The following is a 22,379-nucleotide window of genomic DNA, read 5'->3' on the forward strand; positions in this document are numbered from 1 at the left end:
GGCCAAGGAGCGTATCGGTTATCCCGTCACAGCCGTGCCAGCGCCCGATTCGCGCAAGGACTTTTCGCGTCGTTTGTGGTATAATGGTGCGATGAGTATCAATTGAACAAAAGGACGGGATTGCGTACCATGATCAGTACAAGCGGCATCACGCTTCGATACGGGAAGCGCGCCTTATTCGAGGATGTTAACATCAAATTCACGCCGGGCAACTGCTACGGCCTTATCGGCGCGAACGGCGCCGGCAAATCGACTTTCCTGAAGATTCTCTCCGGCGAAGTCGAGCAGACGAATGGCGAAGTGCACATCACGCCGGGCGAGCGTCTGGCCGTGCTGAAGCAGAACCATTACGAGTACGACCAGTTCAAAGTGCTCGAGACCGTCATCATGGGCCACAAGAAGCTCTATGAGGTCATGAAAGAGAAGGACGCGATCTACCTGAAAGATCCGTTCACCGACGAAGACGGCATGCGCGCCGGCGAGCTGGAGGCGGAATTCGCCGAGATGAACGGCTGGGAAGCGGAATCCGAAGCGGCCGGCATGCTGAACGGTCTGGGCATCCCGCCGGAGCTGCACGATAAGCAGATGTCGGAGCTCTCCGGCAATGAGAAAGTCCGCGTCCTTCTGGCGCAAGCGCTGTTCGGCAGCCCGCACATCCTGCTGCTTGACGAGCCTACCAACCACTTGGATATGCAGTCGATCGAATGGCTCGAGAACTTCCTGGCCGGGTACGAAGGCACCGTTATCGTCGTATCCCATGACCGTCACTTCCTGAACCAGGTGTGTACGCATATCGCGGATATCGATTTCGGCAAAATCCAGCTGTACGTCGGCAACTACGACTTCTGGTACGAGTCCAGCCAGCTGGCCCTTCAGCTCATGCGCGACCAGAACAAGAAGAAGGAAGACAAGATCAAGGAACTGCAAGCGTTCATCCAGCGCTTCAGCGCCAACAAGTCGAAGGCGAAGCAGGCGACGAGCCGGAAGAAGCTCCTCGACAAGATCTCGCTCGACGACATCCGTCCTTCCAGCCGGAAATATCCGTTCATCCACTTCAAACCGGAGCGCGAAGCCGGCAAGCAGCTGCTGTTGACGGAAGGGCTTACGAAGTCGATCGAAGGCGAGAAGCTGATCGACAACTTAACGCTGACCGTGAACAAAGGCGACAAAATCGCCCTCGTCGGTCCGAACACGCTGCCGAAGACGGTGCTTATGCAAATTCTGATGGGCGAAGTGGAAGCGGACAGCGGCACGTACGCGTGGGGCGTCACGACGACGCAAGCCTACTTCCCGAAAGACAACTCGGCTTATTTCGACGGCGTCGAGATGAACCTGGTCGACTGGCTGCGCCAATACTCCAAGGATCAGGACGAATCGTTCATTCGCGGCTTCCTAGGCCGGATGCTCTTCTCCGGCGACGAAGCGCTGAAGAAAGCAAGCGTCCTCTCCGGGGGCGAGAAAGTACGCTGCATGCTCTCCAAGATGATGCTCTCCGGCTCGAACGTGCTGCTCATGGACGAACCGACGAACCACTTGGACCTCGAATCCATCACGGCGCTCAATAACGGGCTGATCGACTTCGACGGCACGCTGATCTTCACCTCGCATGACCATCAGTTCGTGCAGACGATCGCCAACCGCATCGTGGAAATTACGCCGAACGGCGTCATCGACCGCATCATGAGCTATGACGAGTACCTCGAGAGCGCGGAAGTCAAAGCGCTTCGCGAGCGCATGTACCCAGCTGAATAAGCGCCCTTGCAAGAAGAGCCCTGCGGCATGCCGCAGGGCTCTTCTTCATCCTATGCGTTGGTCATGATTAAGCATTCAAGCGTTGTCTCGTCTCAGCCTTAGTCCACATTCAAGCGCTACGTCTCCCCATGGGATTCGGATCGCAGCTGCGCGATGATGACGTTCAGGAAATCGTCCTTCCCCAGCTCGATGAGATCCGGACGCAGCATCTCCAGCAGCTCGAGCGCCACGTCGATGCGGGAGCGCAGCCGGCCGGCTTCTTCGCGCTGAGGCCTGTAGCCGGGAAGAGGGCGGACCGTCTGTACGGGCACAGCTTCTTCCTTCAGCTGATCCGTCATCCAGCCAATGCGCCGCTCAATCCGCTCGAGGTCGGCGTTCTTGACGCTGCAGAGCAGCCAGCCCAAGCCATCCGAATGCCAGCGGTGATAGACGTCCACCAGCAGCGTCTTGCCTTGAACGGAGATCATGTTGAGCTCAATGCCCTGCGCTGGTTCGCCGCTGCCCGGCGTGAGCAGCCGGCGGGCTTTCTCGATCGAGCCAGGGTCAAGTAGGTCGAGGAAAGATGCGCCCCGGCCCGGGGCAAACAGATGAAGCGCGGCTTCGCTGCTCTCCAGGAGGCGCAGCGAAGCATCTACGACGAACAGAGCGGCGGGAATCATAGACCAATGGAGCCTATCGGTGTCCTTCATAAGCCTTATCCTCCTGACATGTACTTAGCCCAATTGCTGCAGCTCTTCGGACGCCGAGTTGCGGAACCGATCCAGCCAATCGGACAATTCGAATAGATCGCCGAGCAGGACTGTCGCCTCGGGGACATGCGGCCGCAAATCGAGCCCGCCGAGGAGGAGCCGGCCCCCGACGAGGACAGCCGGTTTGGGTATCAGCTGCAGGAAGGCCTCGACGTAAGCGCGGAGCTGCACGATCTGATGCTGTATGGTAAGCGAAATCGCGACTACGTCGGGTTTATAGCTTAAGGCGCCCGCCATCGCATATTCGAGCGGTAGGTTAGGCCCGTAGTAACGGGTGTCCCAATCATGCTCGCGGAAGACGCCGGCGCACATTTTCAGGCCCAAATCGTGCTGTTCGCCCTCGGCGCACAGCAGCATGGCGCGGAACCGCCGTCTCTCGCCCGGAAGAGGGCCGACCCGCTCCAGCACCCAGTCGCAGACGCCCGAGGCCAGATGCTCGTCCGCGACGGAGATCATGTTGTTCTCCCATAGCTCGCCGATATGCCGCATCGCGGGCGTGAGCAGCCGGTCATAGAGGAACAAGCGACTCGCGCCGCTCTCCCGGTGGCGGTCCATCCAATCCATGACTGCTCCATGGTTGCCGGTAAGCAGCAGTTCTGCGAGCTCTTCGACGGCGAATTGCATCTATCGAGTCCCCTCTCCGAACGATCTCCACGCGGAAATCCGGCTTTTGTTCCCTATATTATAGGCCTTCTTTTTACTAGAAAGCGAGGAATATTTTGCTGGATTTTGCCGAACAGGGGGAACATCCGTCGAGCTTTACAAGTATGCCTTGTTTCGTGTTTCTAAAGCGTGTTTAATGTTTAATGAGGATTAATAGATGGGAGTTCAACCTCCCGCGGAGGAGCGTAACGTGCAGGAAGAACAAGGGCAACAGGAACGGCTGACCGTTCAGAATCTGCCGGCTCGCATTATCGGCATAGGCGCTTCGGCTGGCGGATTGGAAGGGCTGAAGACGCTGTTCCAGGAAGTGAAGTCCGATAACGGGTTGGCTTTTGTCGTCATTCAACACCTATCCCCTCATTACAAGAGTCTGATGAGCGAGATTCTCGCCAAATATACAAGCCTGCGCATCTTGGAGGCGGAGGATGACATGACGGTCGAAGCGGACACCGTCTATTTGGCGCCTTCACACCGCAGCTTGCGCATCCAGTGGGGAAAGCTTCGCGTTACAAGCCCGGAGCCGGGCGAGGTGCATTACCCGATTGACGTGTTCTTCCGCTCGCTGGCGCTGGAGCAGCATTCGCAAGCGATCGGTATTATTCTGTCCGGCACCGGCTCGGATGGAACGAAGGGGGCGACCGCGATTAAGAAGGCAGGCGGCATCGTCTTCGTGCAGAACGAGGCGACCGCCAAATTCGACGGCATGCCCCGAAGCGCGATCCAATCCGGTTATATCGATTATGTGCTGTCTCCGGAAGGAATAGCGGCCAAGCTGAATTACGCTCCGGCGCTTATCCCCAGCGCGGCCTCCATTGTCGCGGAATATGAACAGGTCAGCGAGGACGAGAAGGACGAGATGCTCTCGATGATCCTGGATCGAATACGCAACGTGACGAATATTGATTTCAGCTACTATAAGCGGCCGACCTTGATGAGACGGATCGAGAAGCGGATGAATGCCATGGGCTGCCAGACGCTTCCCGCGTATTATAAGCTGTTCACGGAGGAAGAGGACGAGCTGACGGCGCTGCGCAAAGATCTGCTCATCCATGTTACCAACTTCTTTCGCGATCCGGAGGCGTTCTCCCTATTGGCGGAACAGCTGCTCCCCCGGATTTTCGAGGCGAAGAGCAAGGAGCGTGAAGTACGCATCTGGACGGCGGGCTGCTCGACCGGAGAAGAGGCGTATTCGCTGGCGATGCTCGTGACGGAATTCATGGACGGGCTGCCGGATGCGGAGAGTTACACGATTCGGATTTTCGCGACGGACGTCGACAAGCATTCCATCGAATACGCCAACTTCGGCGTCTATCCGCTTAGCATCGAATCGAGTGTGAGCCAGCAGCGGCGGGAGCGATTTTTCACGCGGCAGGGGGACACGTATCAGGTCTCCAAGGAATTGCGGCGGATGGTCGTCTTTGCGCCGCACAATCTGATTAAGGATCCGCCTTTCAGCAACCTGGATCTGATTACCTGCCGGAATATGCTAATCTACCTGGAGAGCGAGATGCAGCGGAAGGTGCTATCGTTGTTTCATTTCGCGCTGAATCCTTCCGGCTTTCTATTCCTTGGGCCAAGCGAGACGATCGGGCGTTTGGACCACTTGTTCGAGCCATTCCATGCCAAATGGAATATGTTTCAACACAAGGCTTACCGGTCGGGCGGCATTGGCGGGCAGAATTTGCAGCTGGATACGAGAGACAGCGCGGCTGGCGCCCCCGATCAATTGACGAAGCGGAAGGTACGAGAGATGTCCAAATCGACGGAATTGCGCAGGACGGATGAATTATATGCGACGCTTGTGAACGAGCATATGCCGCCCTCGCTCTTGATAGACGAGAATCTGGATGTGAAGCATCTGACGGGCAAGATGCAGCCCTTTTTGTCGCCGATGGAGGGCCGGCCGAGCTGGAACGTGCACAAGCTGCTCGATCCGCGGCTGGCGATGGCGATCGTCACGGCGGTCCAGAAAGTGCGCGCGGGCGAGCCGCTGGCGTCGCTCTACAATGTCCGGTTCGACAATAACATGGGACCGGCGGAAGCGACGATCACGGTCAAGCCGTTCTCCCAATCGAATCGGGCGTTCAGCGGTCTCATGCTCGTCCTGTTCGAGCCTGCGGAGAAGCTGGCCGAGCATGGCAGCATTATCGAATCGATCGAAGTCGACGAGAATGTGCGCCGACAGCTGCTATGGCTGGAGAACCAGCTTCGCCAGACGGAGGAGCGGCTGCATGCGACGATCGAAGAGCTTGAGAGCTCCAGCGAAGAGCTGCAGAGCACGAACGAGGAACTAATCGCCTCCAATGAAGAGCTGCAGAGCACGAATGAAGAACTACAGGCGGTCAATGAAGAGCTCGTCACGATCAATTCGGAATACCAGTTCAAAATTCAAGAGCTGACCGAGCTGAACAACGACATGGACAATTTTCTCGTCAGCACGAAGATCGGCACGATATTTCTCGATACGCATCTGTGCATCCGGCGATTCACGCCGGCGGTCACGAAGGAGATCAATTTGCTCGAGGTCGACTACGGGCGTCCGTTCAGCCACATTTCGCATAACTTCTACTATACCGATTTCGTGAAAGACGCCACGCGCGTCTTGAAGACGCTCAAATCGACGGAGCGGGAAGTGAAGAGCAAGACGGGCCGGTGGTACAGCGTCCGCACAATGCCTTACCGGACGAACGAGCTGTTGACCAAAGGGGTTATCCTTACCTTTGTCGATATTACCGAGCTGAAGAAGGTCAACGAGGATTTGCTGAAGCTCTCCTATGCGATGGAACAAAGCCCTTCGGTCGTCGTCATTACGAACACCGAGGGTGCCGTCGTATACGCGAACCGCAAATATTACGACATCTCCGATTACAATCGCGAGGAGACGATGGGCCGGCATCTGGCGGAGCTGAACGATTGGAGCGCGGCGGACGTCGAATTCGAGGACATCTGGAAGAAGCTGAAGGCGGGCGAGACGTGGGAAGGCGAGCTATCTGGCCATGCCAAGCGAGGCGATCTGTACTGGGAGAAGGCGCAGCTGCACCCGATCATCAAGAAGGGCAAGACGATCTTCTACATGAAAATCTCCGAGCTGATCACCGAACGCAAGGAAGCGGAGGAGATGCTGCGCAAATCGGAAATGCTCTCGGCGATCGGCCAGCTGGCCGCCGGCATCGCGCACGAGATCCGCAATCCGCTTACTTCGCTCAAAGGCTTCACGAAGCTGATGAAGGAAGACAACAAGCGCAACTACATCTCCATCATGACGATGGAGCTGGAGCGGATCGAGCAGATCGTCAGCGAACTGCTTATTCTGGCCAAGCCGCAAGCGGCGGAATTCCAGGTGACCGCGCTCCACACGGTGCTGGGCGACGTGGTCATGCTGCTGGAGACGCAGGCGATCATGAGCGACGTACAGATCGAGATGCAGAGCGAACCGGGCATCTTTCTCGTGGAAGGCATCGCCAACCAGCTGAAGCAGGTATTCATCAATTTGATCAAGAACGGCATTGAAGCGATGAAGGACGGCGGGACAATCCGGATCACGACCGGCATGATGGAAGACGGTCTCGTATGGACGAGCGTACAGGACGAGGGGGGCGGCATCCCGGCCGATATGCTAGCCCGCCTTGGCGAACCCTTCTACACGACGAAGTCGAAAGGGACGGGCTTAGGGCTTATGATGAGCTACAAAATCATCGAGAACCACCAGGGCAAGCTGGTCTACGAGAGCGAGACCGGCGTCGGCACGACCGCCCGGGTCGGGCTGCCGGTCTGGGTGGAGCCGGATCGCATCGAGGAGGCGCAGCGGCTTACCCGCTCCGCGGCTTCCGCGCTGGCCAATTCGCTGCAGGAACTATGAGGCATCCCGAATGGCGTCTAACGCTTGCATCACGGCTTGCTCCGTCCTGCGGAGCGGCAGATTCCTCCCTTCGTAAGGCGCGGATCATAGGAGCGGCTTCCTCCCGGATGGGAGGGAGCTTTTTTTTTGCTATGCAGCGCAGCGCAATCTGCCATTGAGGGGCCATAGGAGGGTTGTCTTGGTCAGGATTGAATTTCTGAAGGATGGTGCGCGTTTGCTCGCCGGGACATGATTCCGGATGTCGATTTGTGATAGAATAAAGGGAACATAGGCGACGTCACGCTGGAAGGAGACCTATCTCATGTCCTTTTTTGATAAAGTAAAGCAAAGCGCGTCGGAAGCGGCGAAGAAGGCGCAGCAAACGGTGGAGATTACGAAGCTTCGCGGCCAAATCGCAGGCAAAGAGAAAGACATGGACCAGCTGTTCCGCCAAATTGGCGAATCGGTCTATCAGGCCCACGCGAGCCGTGCGCAGGATGGCGCCCATGAGGAAGAAGTGGCGGGCTATTTGCGGCAGCTGGACGAGGTTCGGATGGAGATCGACATGCTGGAGGAGCGCATCAAGCATATTCGTTCAGAGAAGTCCTGCGCGTGCGGCAAGGTCGTGTCGCTTGATACGCGGTATTGCCCGGACTGCGGATCGCAGCTGGCGATGGAAGAGCCGAAGCCGGTCGAATCGACGATGGGCGAGATTCGCGTCGTCTGCAGCCGCTGCGGGACGGAGAACGAGTTGTCCGCGAAATTCTGCGTCTCCTGCGGGTCGGATCTGCCCGGCTCATCCGTCGCCGATGCGGCGGAAGAGACGGACCGCGGCTGATTCCCTCATCGGCGGCGCATGGCTCGAAGCCAAAGCCGATCCCAACCTCAACCGTGCATAGGGCAAGGCATAGCTCGAAGTCAATGCCGATTTCAACGCCAAAGCCCTAAGCCGAAGGAAGAGCCCCCAGTCAATGCCAGAAAGCCCCAAGCTTAATGTCCTCTAACGAGGCGCATGGCTTGGGGCTATTCGTCATGCAGATTTGATCCATCCTAGCTAGCGGGTGTGCGGCTTGATCTCCGACGTCCGGAGCATGGCATGAATGAGTGCGTATAGGCAGATGACGGCAAGTCCGTAGTAAAGCAGGAACTGCGACGGCGTCAGCAGGCTCTCGAGCAGGCTGCCCTCCTGCAGCAGGTTGATGAAATTATCGTAGAACCGGACTTCGATGCCGACGGCCAGATTGATGGCTGCGATAATCGCGACGATGCCGGCGGCTTTGCCGAACCGATAGAAGGTCGTGGCGATGAAGTGTCCCAACAGCAGCGTATAAAGGGTAAGCAGGAAGTATTCCGCAAGGATGCTGGGCAGCGCATCGGCGCTGGTGAACAGATGGTGGGACTTCAATTGCTCGTTCCAGCCGGGCTGGTCCGCATAAACGGCATGCTCGATGGCGAACCCGGCGCCGATGAGCAAGGCGCTGACGAGCGCGAATGCGCCGCAGTATAGCAACGTGCCGAGCGCTGCATGCTTGCGCGTTATGCCGTGGTTGAGCAGTACGCCCAAGTGGACGTAGGTGAGACGGACGCCGACGATGAAGGCGAAGATGTTCAACGCTTCAAAGACGTTATCCCAGTAGCTGACCCGGATGGGGCCGAGGGCCACGCTGTCGTAGACAAGCGCGGCCGTTGTAATGGCGGCAGCGACAAGCCAGAACAGCGCGAACAGCTTGACTTTGCCGGTGGCCACCAGGATGCGCAGCGTGAGCAATGCGGGATGGACTGGCGGCTTGGCAGGGATCATGCGCGCACCTCCTGTCGGCTCGTCAGATGGACGAACAAATCCTGCAGCGGCAAGGGCCGTACCTCGAGATGGTACAGGTCGGCAAGCTTGCGCAAGCTATCCGTCATCTCACCAAACACGGACGCCGATTTCAAGCTGCCGGCTCCGAGCGTATGCAGCACCTGCAAGCCTTCGGTAAAGCGGTCGACGTCGGCCTCGGTCCCTGTAACGGCGTAGGCTTTCATTAATAGACGTTCGACCGGTTCATGGAGTATCAAATGACCTTGGTCGATGACGACGACTTCTTCGAACAGCTTCCCGACTTCTTCTATTAGATGGGTGGAGAGTATCAGCATCCGAGGATGGCGGATATAGTCCGCGAGCAGCTCTTCGTAGAACAAGTAGCGCGCATGGGCGTCCATGCCGATGTAGGTCTCGTCGAGGAGCGTGAGCGAAGCGCGGCTGGCAAGTCCCAGGATGGCGCCAAGCGCGGACTCCATCCCGCGCGAGAGATGCTGCACCTTCGTGTCCAGCGGGAGCTCGAATCGTTCAGCGAGGGAGCGTGCGTATTCCGCATCCCAATTCGGCCATGCCGCCCCCGCCATCGCCAGCGCATCGCGCGCTTTCACGAAGCCGTAGGACATCCGGCTGTCCCGCACGAAGCAAATTTGCCGGGCGAGGACGCTGTTCTCGTAAGGCGCTTGGCCTTGAACGAGGATGCTGCCCGAGGTCGGGCGCAGCAGGCCCTTCATCATGGCGAGCAGCGAGGTCTTGCCCGAGCCATTGCGCCCGAGCAGGCCGATGATTTTGTTGCCGGAAAGGGTGGCGGTGACACTGCGCAGCGCGGCGTGCGAACGGTATTGCTTCGTAAGGCTCTTCCACTCGACGGTCATGCTCATCCGTTCTGCGCCCCCTTGGGCCCGGTCATGTACGAAGCAATCTCCTCGGGCGTAATGCCGATGGCGTACGCTTCTTCGAGCATGGGGTCGACATACTTTCGGAAGAAACGCTCCCGGCGTTCGCGGATCAGGCGGATGCGCGCCTGGCGGCTAACGAACCGGCCGATGCCCCGTTTCTCGTACAAGATGCCTTCCTCCTCCAGCTGTTCGAAAGCTTTGGCCGCGGCGGCGGGATTGATCTGATAGAAGGCTGCATATTGGTTCGGCGACAGCACCTGCTCCTCTTCATGGAGCTTGCCGCTTATAATGTCTTCTTTAATCCGGTGCGCGATTTGCGCATAAATCGGACCGCGCTCGTCGAAATTCAAAGATTAGGCCTCCTAGTTCGGTTTCTTCGTCACTAACGTTAACACCGGACCAAAACACTGTCAATCCTTGGCATACGGGGGGCGGGCGGGATGTGGAAGCGGCCGGAAATAGGTTTGATTTCATACATAACGGCAATGCTAGACTAGGGCCGCCGGATAAGGTCTGGACAAAGTTGGAGGCGGTCAAACTTCTTGCACGGGTAGGGAAAGTATGCTTCGCGGCAACACTGTTTCTCTAGACCCACCCGAACAAGGCTTGGTATGCTGAAAGCGGCAAGAGCCATCCGACGGATTGGAGCGAATGATCCGGCCGGGAGCTTGCCATGGAGAGGAGCTGCCGCAAGTGGATCAATATCAAGAAATCAAGCAGGGCGAGCGGGGAGCCTGGGTGAGCATCGGCGCCTATCTGGTGCTGTCGGCCCTGAAGCTCGGCGCGGGATACGCCTTTGCTTCCGCCGCGCTCGTCGCCGACGGATTTAATAATTTAACCGACATTATCGCATCGACCGCTGTGCTGATCGGCCTGCGGATCTCGCAGAAGCCGCCCGACGAGGACCATCCTTACGGGCATTTCCGCGCGGAGACGATCGCGGCGCTCGTTGCTTCCTTCATTATGGCGACCGTGGGTATCCAGGTGCTGATCAGCGCGGGCAAATCGCTCTTCGCCGGCCACCAGGCGGCGCCCGATCTGCTGACCGCGTGGGTTGCGCTCGGTTCGGCGGTCCTCATGTTCTTCGTCTACGCGTACAACAAGCGGCTCGCCAAGCGGATCAACAACCAAGCGCTTATGGCGGCCGCCAAGGATAATCTGTCCGACGCGCTGGTGAGTATCGGCGCGGCCGTCGGCATCATCGGCGCCCAGTTCGGCTTGCACTGGCTCGACCCGGTGGCGGCGTTGTTCGTAGGCGTAATCATCTGCAAGACGGCGTGGGAAATTTTCTATAGCTCCACTCACGCGCTGACCGACGGCTTTAATGAAGAAGAATTGCATACGCTGCGGAGCACGATCGAGCGCACGCAGGGCGTCCGAACCATCAAAGACATCAAGGCCCGCGTGCACGGGAGCAACGTGTTGATCGACGTCGTCGTCCAGGTTGATCCCGATTTATCGCTGAAGGAGAGCCACCGGATCAGCGACGAGATCGAGCGGCGCATGGAGCGCAAGCACAATATCATGAGCGTTCACGTTCACGTGGAGCCGCTAGGCGCGGAGGGCGGCGCGAATTGAGCGCAAGCGAACCCGCGCGGTTCGGACAAGAGCAGTCAGGAAGGCGAGAGCCGACCTGGCTTTTTTGTTTGTAATGGAAAGGAAGTGAAGCGGGTCAGCGGGAGCGGATGAAAGCGAGGAAGAGCAGGATGATGCAAGAAGCACGTAACAGCAGCTATGCAACCCAAGTACAACGTCCCGAACGAAGCTCGAATCAAGGGTTTTGTCCAAAATAGATTTAAGGATTACAAGCAGCATTCTGATCCATTTGTTTGGACAAAAGCGGGCTCGCATCGAAAGGACACATCGAAGACGGCCGCGTAGAAGCAACGCGGATTCCGGGTGCCCAGAGGATGAAGTCCTTTGGTTCCCCTCAGCGGAGGGGGATTGCTGTCAGGTTAAGGGGAACGTTCGGGTGAAGTATGCGTGCGCTCCTTGATAACGACGTAGGTGTCATTTTCGCAGGCGCGGCCGGCTTGCGGACGGGCAATAACGACATGGACGTCGCTATTGCGGGCTTGGCCGACCTGCGGACGGGCAATAACGACATAGGCGTCGCTATCGCGAGCGCGGACGGCCAGCGGACGGGCAATAACGACGTAGGTGTCGCTATTGTGGGCTTGGCCGGGCAGCGGACGGGCAATAACGACGTAGGTGTCGCTATTGCGGGCCTGGCCGGCCAGCGGACGGGCAATAACGACATAGGTGTCGCTATTGCGGGCCTGGCCGGCCAGCGGACGGGCAATAACGACATAGGCGTCGCTATCGCGGGCGCGGACGGCCTGCGGACGGGCAATAACGACATAGGTGTCGCTATCGCGGGAGCGGCCGGGCCGCGGACGGGCAATAACGATATGGACGTCGCTATTGCGGGTTTGGCCGGCCTGCGGACGGGCAATCCCGCCGCGCTTGCATTGGAGGAGGGGGGTGGCAACGACGTTAGCTTTGTCCGCAAGGACAAAAGCGTGCCGAGCTCGCACGGCCCGCCCACCGCGAACAAACGTGCCAGCACGAAGAGGGTGTCCAGAGGGCGAAGCCCTTTGGTTCCTCTCCGCTGGAGGGGGAAGGGGGGAGACCCGCGTATGGAGCTTTGTCCGTAAGGACAAAAGCGTGCCGAGCGCGAACCCACTCGCCCACCGCGAACAAACGTGTCAGCACGAAAAAGGGTGTCCAGAGGGCGAAGTCCTTTGGTTCCTCTCCGATGGAGGGGGAAGGGGGAGGCGATAACCGGGAAGGGGGAGGAGACCCGCGTATGGAGCTTTGTCCGTAAGGACAAAAGCGTGCCGAGCGCGAACCCATTCGCCCACCGCGAACAAACGTGTCAGCACGAAAAAGGGTGTCCAGAGGGCGAAGTCCTTTGGTTCCCCTCCGCGGAGGGGGAAGGGGGAGGCGATAACCGGTGTCCAGAGGGCGAAGCCCTTTGGTTCCCCTCGGTGGAGGGGGAAGGGGGAGGCTAAGGCGGTACATTTTGCATAACCCAGAAGAAGGAATGCCATTCTAATGACGTTGGTTACCCGCAATGCGCGAGAGGAGGCGGCTTTAAGCCGATGTTTTATCATCAGGAACTGCCTGATCGCTATGACAAGGATTTGCTTCATCTGCTGGTCCAGGATGCCCATACGCTGTATGTCTACTGGGAGATCGGCAACCGCCGCAGATGGCTGGCAGCCCAGCATTTTCAGACGGACTGGCATTTTCTGCCGAAGGTGCTGCGCGTGTACGACGTCACGCACGTCTATTTCGACGGCAGCAACGCGAACGGCTACTTCGATATCGAAACGAATCCAGAGGCGAACAATTGGTACATCGGCGGCGTCCGGGCAGGCTGCACGTACCTCGTCGACTTCGGCACGTACACGTGGAACCGGCAATTCGTGCCTCTGCTGCGCTCGAACTTCGCGGCCGCCCCGCGCGATGCGGCGCCTGGTTACGGGGAGCCGGTGATCGCCGCTTGGCCGACCGTTCATCCGTATGGCGAGCGCGTCCTGCCGCATCTCTTCGAGAATATGCAGACCCTCGCCCAGATTCAGAAAGGAGGCATTCGTCTTGATGATGAACAAAATCCGGCCGAGGCCGGTCTGCAAAGGGTATATCACCCTGGTGCTGCACATGCATCTCCCCTACATACGTCACCATGACCGGGACGATTATCTCGAAGAACGTTGGTTCTACGAAGCGATGCTGGAGACGTACTTGCCGCTGCTTGCGATGCTGGAGCGGCTGGACGGCGACGGCGTGGATTACCGGATAACGGTCTCCATGACGCCGACGCTGCTCGCCCTTCTGGAGGATTCGCTCATGCAGCAGCGCTTCCTCTCCCATCTGGATAAGCTGATCCGGCTGGCGGAGAACGAGACGATACGGCTCAAGGAAGATTCGAGCCTGCTCCCGCTCGCCCAGATGTACAAGGAGCGCTTCGCGCATTGCAAAGCGATGTACCTTGCCGGCGGCATGGCGCTCATCCCGCGCTTCAAGGCGCTGCAGGATGCCGGCAAGATCGAGATCATGACCAGCGCGGCGACCCATGCGTTCCTGCCGCTCGTGAAGACAGAGGAGGCTGTGAAGGCGCAGATCGCGACCGCGGTCAATGATTACGTCCGCCATTTCGGCCAGCGGCCGCGCGGCATTTGGCTGCCGGAGTGCGCCTACAGTGTTGGGATTGACCGCATTTTGCGCCAATACGGCATTCATTATTTCATTTGCGATTCCACCGCCGTCCAGTATGCGACCCCTCGGGCCAACCGGGAACTATACGCACCGCTCTTGACGCCATACGGTGTGACGGCATTCCCGCGCGATCCCGCTTCCGCCCAGCAAGTCTGGAGCTCGACGGATGGTTACCCGGGAGATTTCGACTACCGAGAGTATTACCGCGACATCGGCTGGGACTTGGGCTGGGAATCCGAAGAGGCTTGGGCGTACATTAAGCCGTATGTCCTGCCGACGAACGAGCGGGTTAATACGGGCATCAAATATTACCGCATCACCTCCAAGGGCTCGTATAAGGAGCCGTACAATCCGGAATGGGCGCACGGCAAGGCGGCCATGCAAGCGGACCACTTCATCGCGTGCCGCCAAGCGGAGGCCGAGCATGCCTATGGCTTCCTCGACCGGACGCCGCTCATGCTCGCCCCGTATGATGCCGAGCTATTCGGCCATTGGTGGTATGAGGGGCCGATCTGGCTGGAGGAGTTGTGCCGCAAGCTTTATTACGACCAGCATACGGTGAAGATGATTACGCCATCCGAGTATTTGGCCCAATACCCGCTGGCCGATACGGGCAAAATCAACGACTCCAGCTGGGGGCGGAATTCATCAGCCGAGGTATGGCTGCAAGGGCATAACGATTGGATCTACCGCCATCTGCACCAAGCGGAAGAGCGGATGATCCGTGTCGCCAGCGCGCACGCGGAATTGGCAGGCGGGGGCGAGAGCGCGCTGCGCGCGCTGACGCGGCGGGCGCTGAACCAGGCCGCGCGCGAGCTGATGCTGGCCCAGAGCAGCGACTGGGCATTCATTATGGATGCGGGCACGGTCGTGGAGTATGCGGTGAACCGGACGAAGCGGCATCTGCTCGATTTTCACCGGCTGTGCGACATGCTGGATCATGAATCGCTCGATCCGGACTGGATCGCACGGCTCGAGGAGCAGGACAACTGCTTCCCGCTGATCGACTTCGCCGACTATCTTCCGATCGATACGCCTTCGCCCGTCGCCCTGCTGTCGGCGCCGCGTCTGGAGCGGGTCATGGAGCGGACGCGGAATATGCGCAACACATTCATGCTCGCCTGGGAGTATCCGCCGAAGAACGTCGGGGGCCTGTCGAAGGCGGTCAGCGAGCTGGCGCAGGAGCTGGCCCGGCGGGGCGAGGCGGTGCACGTGGTGACGACCTCGCAATACGGGGCGCCGTATTTCGAAGAGAAGGACGGCGTCTTCGTCCACCGGGTGCCGGTGCTGCATTCGGGCGATACGGACTTCTTCCATTGGATGTTCGAGATGAACTTGGCGATGATCGACCATCTGGTGCAGTGGATTGAGGCGGGCGGGCGAATCGACGTGCTGCACGCGCATGACTGGATGGTGTATTACACGGCGCGCGAGATTAAGATGAGCTATCGCATCCCGCTCGTAGCGACGATCCACGCGACGGAATGGGGGCGCAACGGCGGGGCGCTTCACACGGACTTGCAGCAAAATATTCACCGACTGGAAGCGGGACTCTGCTACGAGGCGTCAAAGGTTATCGTCTGCAGCACGCCGATGGTGGAGGAGGTGCGCCGCTGCTTCCAGCTGCCGGAGGACAAAATCGCGCTGGTGCCGAACGGCATCGACATTCATGTGGAGGAAGCGGCCGAGCCGAAGCAGGAGGAAGGACGCGTCATCTTCTTCATCGGACGGCTCGTCTTCGAGAAGGGCGTGCAGGTGCTCTTGCATGCCGCGCCGCAAATTCTGCATCATGTGCCGGACGCGCGAATCGTCATCGCCGGCAGCGGGCCGATGGAGCATGCCCTGCGTCAGCAGGCGGCGAACCTCGGAGATCGCGTCAAATTCGTCGGCTTCGTGAGCTATATCGAGAAGAGCGCCTGGATGGCGCGGGCGGACGTCGTCGTCATCCCGAGCTTGTACGAGCCGTTCGGGCTCGTGGCGCTCGAGGCGATGCGGTACCGCAGGCCGCTCGTCGTCTCGGATACCGGGGGGCTTGCGAGCATTGTCGAGCACGGCGTGCACGGCTTCAAAGCGCTGCCAGGCCACGTCGAATCGCTCGCTTGGCACGTAACCGAATCGCTGTTATATCCCGATCGGGCCGAATCGATGGCCGAGAATGCCTACGAGAAGCTTGTCACCGAATATCAATGGGAGCAATTGGCGCAGCGCGTAAGCGGGATCTACGGCGACGCAGTGGACCGGCAGTTCGCCGCGGCCGCGCAGAGTTGAGGAGGGGGACGAAGCATGAAAGCTGTCATTATGGCGGGCGGCAAAGGAACGCGGCTGCGGCCGCTGACGTGTTCGCTGCCCAAGCCGATGGTGCCGCTGCTGAATAAGCCGTGCATGACCTACATTATCGAGCTGCTGAAGGGGCACGGATTAACCGACATCGCCGTAACGACCCAATTCATCCCGGAGGCGATTACCAGCTATTATGGCGATGGCCGCGAGCTCGGCGTGAACCTGCGGTATTACGACGAGACGGTTCCGCTCGGCACGGCAGGCAGCATCAAGAACGCGGAAGACTTTCTGGACGAGCGATTCGTCGTGATCAGCGGCGATGCCCTGACGGATGTCGATATCGGCGAAGCGGTGCGGTTTCACGAGCGAAGCGGCTCCGCGGCGACGCTTGTGCTTGCCCGGGTGGAGCAGCCGCTGGAATTCGGCGTCGTGCAGACCGATCCGAACGGCCGCATCAATCGGTTTCTGGAGAAGCCGGATTGGCCCGAAGTGTTCAGCGACACGGTCAATACGGGTATATATATTCTGGAGCCGGAAGTGCTCGCCCATATTCCGCCCGGGAAGGAGTACGACTTCAGCAAGGAGCTATTTCCTTCCCTGATGGAAGCGGGCATCCCGCTCTACGGCTACGTGACGGACCGGTACTGGTCGGATATCGGAAGTATCGATCAGTACAAGCAGACGCAGTTCGACATACTGGACGGCAAAGTTGCGGTACAATTGGATGGACGCCCGCTCATGCCCGGCGTGTGGGCGCACGAGGACGCGCAGCTGGACGAATCGGTCCGCATTCTCGGTCCTGCCTATATCGGCCAAGGAGCGTACATCGAGCCGGGCACGGTGCTGGGGCCGTATTCGATTATCGGCCGGTCCGCTCGCGTAGGCGGCGCCTCGGAACTCGAACGTTCGATTATTTGGGACAACGCGCAGCTCGGACAAGCCGTCGAAATGCGAGGCTCGCTGCTATGCAACCATAGCGCGATCGGTGATGGTTCCCGGCTCAAAGCGCAGTCCGTCATTGGAAGCCACTGCCGGATCGGCCGAAGGGCGACAGTCGAAAGTCACGTCCACGTCTGGCCGGAGAAGGAGATCCGCGATGACGCGCACGTGCCGACATCGCTCGTCTGGGGCGGCACGGCGCGCTCCCGGCAGTTCGGCGACTGGGGCTTCCAAGGCGAAGCCGGCGTCGAGATGACGCCGTTGAGCGCGGCCCGCTTCGCGCAGGCATACGGCTCCCAGCTTCCGGAGGGCAGTCGCCTGCTCGTGACGAATTCGGAGCACGCGTACGCGGCGATCATGAAAGAGTCGATCATCCCCGCGCTGCAGTCCGCCTGCATCGACGTTCTCGACGGCGGGACGACGCTGCCGGATGCCGCCCGCGCCTACATGCTGGATGCGGGTTTGGACGGATACATTCACGTGCAGCATGCATCCAGCGAAGGTCACACGCGCATCCGGCTCGAATGCGGCGACGGCGCCGCTCTGCCAATCGCAAGCGCGGTGGCGAGGAAGGTCGAGTCGGCTTACAATCACAACGATTATCGCCGGGTCCAGCCAGATCGGCTCGGAGGCCGCGGGGAAACGTATGTGAACGATGTCTATGCCAGACGCTTCGCCGAGGCAGTGGGCTGGGCCGGGGAGGCGCTCGGAACGGTAGCGATCTGCTGCGACCCCGGCATCTTCGGGCTTGCCGCCGCGCTTCTTGGACCCGGCGCTTCACGCATCGTGCATGCGGGAGGGCCGAACGAATTCACGCTATGGCCGCTCATGTCAGGAGCCGATCTGCGGCTGGTCCTCGACGAAAGCGGCCGGGCGCTGCGCGTGCTGGACGCGCGCGGCGAGCCAATCGAGGGCGACGACTTGCTCTGCCTCGCGGTAACTGCCGTCAGTCACTGCAGCCGCGGCAGGACGTTCGGCCTCTCGGTCGACGCGCCGGCCGTCGCGGCGACGATCGCCGAAGGATTGGGCGGCCGGGCGCTGCGGACGAAGAGCGATTCGCGCTCCATGCTGCAGGCGACGGACGACCCGCTTTTTCACCCCGTCTTGAACGGGTTGTACGCCGCCGCGATGCTGATGCGCCATATGGTCAGAACCGGGCTGACGCCCGAGGCGATGTTGGCTGCCATTCCGCCGCAATACCGCAGCCGGCAGTGGATCGATTGTCCCTGGGAGCGCAAAGGCTCCATCTTCCGGCTGCTCGCCGAGCGGCACGAATCCGAAGCGACGCAGTGGCCGGGCGGGCTGCTCTTCGAGCACGGCGACGGGAGCGTGCTTGTCCTGCATGCGGCGGACGCTCCGCTGCTGCAGCTCGTCGTCGAGAGCGATTCGCACGAAAAGCTGGACTGGATGACGCAGAAATATCGGGAAGAAATCGCGCAATATCTCATATAGATAGGGAACGTGCTTTACAACACTTTGAAGGAGGGTGATTGGATGCTGTTACCGGTCGAATCGAAGCAAATCGCATGTTGTTCGTATGATGAGGATAAGGCGGAGCTGCAGCTGTATTTCCATACGGGAGAGGTCGTCGCCTACCACTCGGTGGCGAAGTCGGATTACTTGTCGGTGGTCGAATCCACTAATCGGCTGGACGCGCTCATGAAGCTGACGCAAAAAGGCCATGTGCCTTTCGGTACGGAAGCCTATCTCCCCTCAGTCGGTGAAATGACATGACCAGGCATATCGCGGTCGGAAACGGCCAGCTTCTCGTAAATATCGATAGCAATTCCTACATCCGCGATATCTATTATCCTTACGTGGGGCAATACAATCACGTCGGCGGCCAAATGTGCCGATTCGGCATTTGGGTCGACGGCCAGTTCAGCTGGCTCGACAATCCGAGCTGGCGCAAGGAGAGCCGCTACGCGGACTCGACGCTGGTGGCCGTTACCGAAGCGACGCACGACGGCCTTGGCATCCGGCTCGTCATCTATGACGGCGTCCACCAGCGCGACCCGATCCTGCTCCGCAGCATCGAAGTGGTGAACGAATGGAATAACGAACGCGAGGTGCGCCTGTTCTTCCATCAAGACCTGAGCATCGGAGAGAGCGAGGTCGGCGATACCGCCGCGTTCCTGCCCGAGAACGGCAGCTTGTTCCATTACAAGCGCAATTTCTATTTCATGTTCAACGGCTGGGGCGGCGATAGCGGCATCGCGCAATATTCGATCGGCATCAAGCGGTTCGGCGGTGCGCAAGGAACCTGGGTGGATGCGGAGGACGGCCATCTGATGGGCAATCCGATCTCGCAAGGTTCGGTCGACAGCACGGCTGGCCTGACCGTGCTCGTGCCGGGCAATTCGACGGAGCGGGCGAGTTACTGGATGGCGGTCGGCCGCAGTCTGCAGGACGTGAAGCTGCTCGACCAGTACGTGCGGGATAACCGGCCGGAGAAGCTGCTGCGCCGCGTGGCGGTCTATTGGGAAGGCTGGGCGACCAAGGTGAAGCGGGATTTCGGGGGCATGAGCGAGCGGGCGATCCGCCTGTTCCGGCACAGCTTGCTGACGATCCGCACGCAGACCGACGCCCGGGGGGCGATTACGGCTGCGAATGACTCGGATATTTTGCAATACAACCGGGATCATTATAGTTATGTCTGGCCGCGGGACGGCGCGATGATCGCGCTGGCGATGTCCGACGCCGGCTATCCGGAGCTGGTCGAGCCGTTCTTCGTCTTCTGCGCCGAAGGCCTTTCGCCGGAAGGGTATTTGCATCATAAGTACAATCCGGACGGGACGGTCGGCTCCAGCTGGCATCCATTCCTTGCCGATGGCGTGCCGCAGCTGCCAATCCAGATCGACGAGACGGGGCTTGTGCTGCACGCGTTCTGGAAGCTGTACGAGAAGCACGGCGACATTGCCTTTGCCCAGTCGCTATATAAGCCGCTTGTCGTGCGCGCGGGCAAATTCCTGATGAACTACGTGGACACGGAGACCGGATTGCCTTCGCCATGCTACGACTTGTGGGAAGAGCGGCACGGCATCTATACGTATTCCGTGTCCGCGGTGCATGCAGGCTTGACCGCCGCGTCGAATTTCTGCCGGCTCTTCGGTAACGAAGAGCGCGCAGACCGGTTCCAGCAGGCGGCCGAAGACATGAAGGCGAGCATCGTGAAGCATCTGTGGGACGAAGAAGAGGGCCGGTTCATCCGGGGATTGTATCGCAGCGGCGGGCAATGGGTGAAGGATATGACGCTCGAGAGCAGTATATACGGCATCGCGGCGTTCGGCGTGCTGCCTACGACCGATCCCCGCGTGAACAGCACGATGAACGCCATCGCGCAAGGACTGCTCGTGCGTACGCCGGTTGGCGGAATCGCCCGCTACTACAACGATTACTACTTCCAACGGACCGGCAACCTCCATGAAGCGCCTGGCAATCCGTGGATCATCTGCACGCTGTGGGTGGCCGATTGGAAGATCGAATCCGCGACTACGCTGGGCGAGCTGCAAACGGCCAGCCAAACGATCGAGTGGGTCGCCGATCATGCGCTGCGCACGGGCATGCTGCCGGAGCAGCTTGATCCGTTCAGCGGATCGCCGCTCTCGGTGACGCCGCTCACCTGGTCCCACGCGACGTACGTGGCGACTTGCGTCAAATACATGAACAAGCACCGTGAGCTGACGGCGGCGCAAGGCGCCAACCAAGCGGATCAGGCGCCGTTATATTCGAAGGGATAAGGAACAAGATGGAAGAGTGCCGCTCAAGCAAGATAGCGGTAAATATTACCTGAATGATAAGCGCATGCCCTCGTTTTGCGGCTTTAGTCCTAACGACTTAACCGCTGACCCAACCTGACAAAACAGCGCTTCGTCTGGAGATGCCAAGCGATTTTATCGTTTTGGCCGATCCGGCGGAGCGCTTTTTGGGCTATCTTCGAATTGGGGCTTGGCGCTCAGGAGAGCAAGCAAGATGGGACGAGCGGTCGATAGCCGACATCGTGTCGGACTTCGTACAATGGTGCCATAACAACGTACACGCATTCGACACCATGACCATGACACCATGACAACGACAACATGACACGGGGGTACCTTACGAATGAAGAAACTTACCGCGATGACGATGATCTCGATTCTTGCCGCTTCCATCTCCATGCCGCTGGCCGCAATGGCGCAGACGGGACAAGCCGAAATTCAAGCTTCCGTTACGCTGCGCGAGAAGCCGTCCACAAGCGGCGCCATGATCCGCTACCTGAAAGCGGGCGAGACGGTCACCGTGCTGAGCGAAGTGAACGATTACTGGCTCCAGGTCAGAGACAGCGCAGGCCGAGTCGGCTATATGTCGAGCGCGGACAAATATATCGATTTCATGGCGCCTGACGAAGCGGTGAGCGCGCCGTCCGTCGACAACACGAACGCGGTTGCCGCGTCGTCCGCTTCCTTCCGCAGCGGACCATCCACGAGCGCGGAGCGCATCCGTTATCTGAAGACGGGCGAGCCGCTGACGATCATCAGCCAGCCGAACAGCTACTGGTACTTGGCGCAGGATCAGAACGGCGTTCAAGGCTACGTAAGCTCGGATCCGAAATATATCACGACGAATTACTCGGGCGGCACAGGCGGCGGTTCGACAGGCGGGACCGTACAAACCCCGGCGACGAACGCAAGCGCGGCCATCGAGGCGGTCATCGCGGCGGGTATGAAATATTGGGGCACGCCGTATGAATTCAGCTCCGACCGCAGCACGACGACGACGTTCGACTGCTCGGATTTCGTCAGAACGGCGTTCCGCGAAGGCATGGGCCTCATTCTGCCGGCGGATTCCCGCGGGCAGGGCGACTATGTCAAGAGCAAGGGCGCGGTGCAGACCGACTGGCATAACCTGAAGCGCGGCGATCTCATGTTCTTCATGTCCTACAAAGGGACAAGCGCGTCGAATTACGCAGGCATTAACAAATCCACGGCGACGATTACGCACGTCGGCATCTACCTCGGCGACGGCAAAATCCTGCACACGTATTCGACCGAATCCGGCGGCGTGCGCACGAGCGATATCGCGGGCACGCACTGGGAGCAGCGCTTCCTGTTCGGCGGCAGCGTACTGTAAGGATTGGTCTCGGCGGACTTATACAAATACAATATGATGCAGCAGAAGAGGCCGTCTCAAAAGGGTTTAGTAATTGTCTTCTAACTCCGAAGACCCCCTAAATTGAACAAAAAAATGGCGTTACAGGG

Annotated in this window: 16 protein-coding genes; 11 read left to right on the forward strand and 5 right to left on the reverse strand. The window is 59.4% G+C overall.

Translation table 11 applies throughout. The features are described from left to right. Positions 1–129: 129 nt before the first annotated feature. On the forward strand, positions 130–1,752 hold the full coding sequence (locus tag ACFFSY_RS25570; RefSeq protein ID WP_377499479.1) for an ABC-F family ATP-binding cassette domain-containing protein: 1,623 nt from the start codon (positions 130–132) through the stop codon (positions 1,750–1,752). Positions 1,753–1,868: 116 nt separating this feature from the next. Here ACFFSY_RS25570 and ACFFSY_RS25575 read toward each other — a convergent pair whose 3' ends face one another. Together ACFFSY_RS25575 and ACFFSY_RS25580 are read right to left on the reverse strand one after the other, a co-directional pair. After that, entirely contained in the window at positions 1,869–2,441 is a 573-nt protein-coding gene (locus ACFFSY_RS25575; RefSeq protein ID WP_377499481.1) for a hypothetical protein, read from the reverse strand. A gap of 24 nt (positions 2,442–2,465) precedes the next feature. Continuing rightward, a complete protein-coding gene (locus ACFFSY_RS25580) occupies positions 2,466–3,125 on the reverse strand; it encodes a cobalamin B12-binding domain-containing protein (RefSeq protein ID WP_377499483.1) in 660 nt (219 codons plus the stop codon). Between the two features lie 196 nt (positions 3,126–3,321). Here ACFFSY_RS25580 and ACFFSY_RS25585 point away from each other — a divergent pair, with 196 nt between their 5' ends. After that, entirely contained in the window at positions 3,322–7,023 is a 3,702-nt protein-coding gene (locus ACFFSY_RS25585; protein WP_377499485.1) for a CheR family methyltransferase, read from the forward strand. Positions 7,024–7,324: 301 nt separating this feature from the next. Beyond that, on the forward strand, positions 7,325–7,840 hold the full coding sequence (locus ACFFSY_RS25590; RefSeq protein ID WP_377499487.1) for a zinc ribbon domain-containing protein: 516 nt from the start codon (positions 7,325–7,327) through the stop codon (positions 7,838–7,840). A 216-nt stretch (positions 7,841–8,056) separates the two neighbouring features. On the opposite strand, the gene ACFFSY_RS25595 is transcribed toward ACFFSY_RS25590, so the two are convergent. From ACFFSY_RS25595 to ACFFSY_RS25605, 3 genes are read right to left on the reverse strand one after another with little or no spacing between them, the layout of a single operon-like run. Further along, positions 8,057–8,803, reverse strand: coding sequence for a hypothetical protein (locus ACFFSY_RS25595; RefSeq protein WP_377499489.1), 747 nt, complete (start codon positions 8,801–8,803; stop codon positions 8,057–8,059). Further along, entirely contained in the window at positions 8,800–9,681 is an 882-nt protein-coding gene (locus ACFFSY_RS25600) for an ATP-binding cassette domain-containing protein (protein ID WP_377499491.1), read from the reverse strand. Before ACFFSY_RS25600 ends, ACFFSY_RS25595 begins: the two co-directional genes overlap by 4 nt. Beyond that, positions 9,678–10,049 carry a GntR family transcriptional regulator gene (locus ACFFSY_RS25605; RefSeq protein WP_377499493.1) on the reverse strand — a complete coding sequence of 124 codons (372 nt, stop codon included), beginning with the start codon at positions 10,047–10,049 and terminating at the stop codon, positions 9,678–9,680. The genes ACFFSY_RS25600 and ACFFSY_RS25605 overlap by 4 nt, the downstream gene beginning before the upstream one ends. Before the next feature lie 343 nt (positions 10,050–10,392). On the opposite strand from ACFFSY_RS25605, the gene ACFFSY_RS25610 reads away from it, so the two are divergent. From ACFFSY_RS25610 to ACFFSY_RS25645, 8 genes are all read left to right on the forward strand, one after another. Further along, the gene (locus ACFFSY_RS25610; RefSeq protein ID WP_377499494.1) at positions 10,393–11,277 is read left to right on the forward strand and encodes a cation diffusion facilitator family transporter; all 885 of its coding nucleotides are present in this window, start codon (positions 10,393–10,395) and stop codon (positions 11,275–11,277) included. Positions 11,278–11,678: 401 nt separating this feature from the next. After that, the gene (locus ACFFSY_RS25615; RefSeq protein ID WP_377499496.1) at positions 11,679–12,356 is read left to right on the forward strand and encodes a hypothetical protein; all 678 of its coding nucleotides are present in this window, start codon (positions 11,679–11,681) and stop codon (positions 12,354–12,356) included. A gap of 447 nt (positions 12,357–12,803) precedes the next feature. Next, positions 12,804–13,394 (forward strand): DUF4912 domain-containing protein, encoded by a 591-nt coding sequence (locus tag ACFFSY_RS25620; RefSeq protein ID WP_377499498.1) that lies wholly within the window; start codon positions 12,804–12,806, stop codon positions 13,392–13,394. Then, positions 13,306–16,191 (forward strand): 1,4-alpha-glucan branching protein domain-containing protein, encoded by a 2,886-nt coding sequence (locus ACFFSY_RS25625; protein ID WP_377499517.1) that lies wholly within the window; start codon positions 13,306–13,308, stop codon positions 16,189–16,191. Before ACFFSY_RS25620 ends, ACFFSY_RS25625 begins: the two co-directional genes overlap by 89 nt. A 15-nt stretch (positions 16,192–16,206) precedes the next feature. Further along, positions 16,207–18,594, forward strand: a complete 2,388-nt coding sequence (locus ACFFSY_RS25630) for a sugar phosphate nucleotidyltransferase (protein WP_377499500.1) — start codon at positions 16,207–16,209, stop codon at positions 18,592–18,594. A 42-nt stretch (positions 18,595–18,636) separates the two neighbouring features. Then, positions 18,637–18,876 (forward strand): KTSC domain-containing protein, encoded by a 240-nt coding sequence (locus ACFFSY_RS25635; RefSeq protein WP_377499502.1) that lies wholly within the window; start codon positions 18,637–18,639, stop codon positions 18,874–18,876. Further along, positions 18,873–20,882, forward strand: coding sequence for a glycoside hydrolase family 15 protein (locus ACFFSY_RS25640; protein WP_377499504.1), 2,010 nt, complete (start codon positions 18,873–18,875; stop codon positions 20,880–20,882). Before ACFFSY_RS25635 ends, ACFFSY_RS25640 begins: the two co-directional genes overlap by 4 nt. Positions 20,883–21,243: 361 nt before the next feature. Continuing rightward, positions 21,244–22,251 carry a C40 family peptidase gene (locus ACFFSY_RS25645; protein WP_377499505.1) on the forward strand — a complete coding sequence of 336 codons (1,008 nt, stop codon included), beginning with the start codon at positions 21,244–21,246 and terminating at the stop codon, positions 22,249–22,251. The last annotated feature ends 128 nt before the right edge of the window (positions 22,252–22,379 follow it).

Origin of the sequence: Paenibacillus aurantiacus, assembly GCF_042431225.1 — a bacterium.
GTDB classification, from domain to species: Bacteria; Bacillota; Bacilli; order Paenibacillales; family Paenibacillaceae; genus Paenibacillus_Z; species Paenibacillus_Z aurantiacus.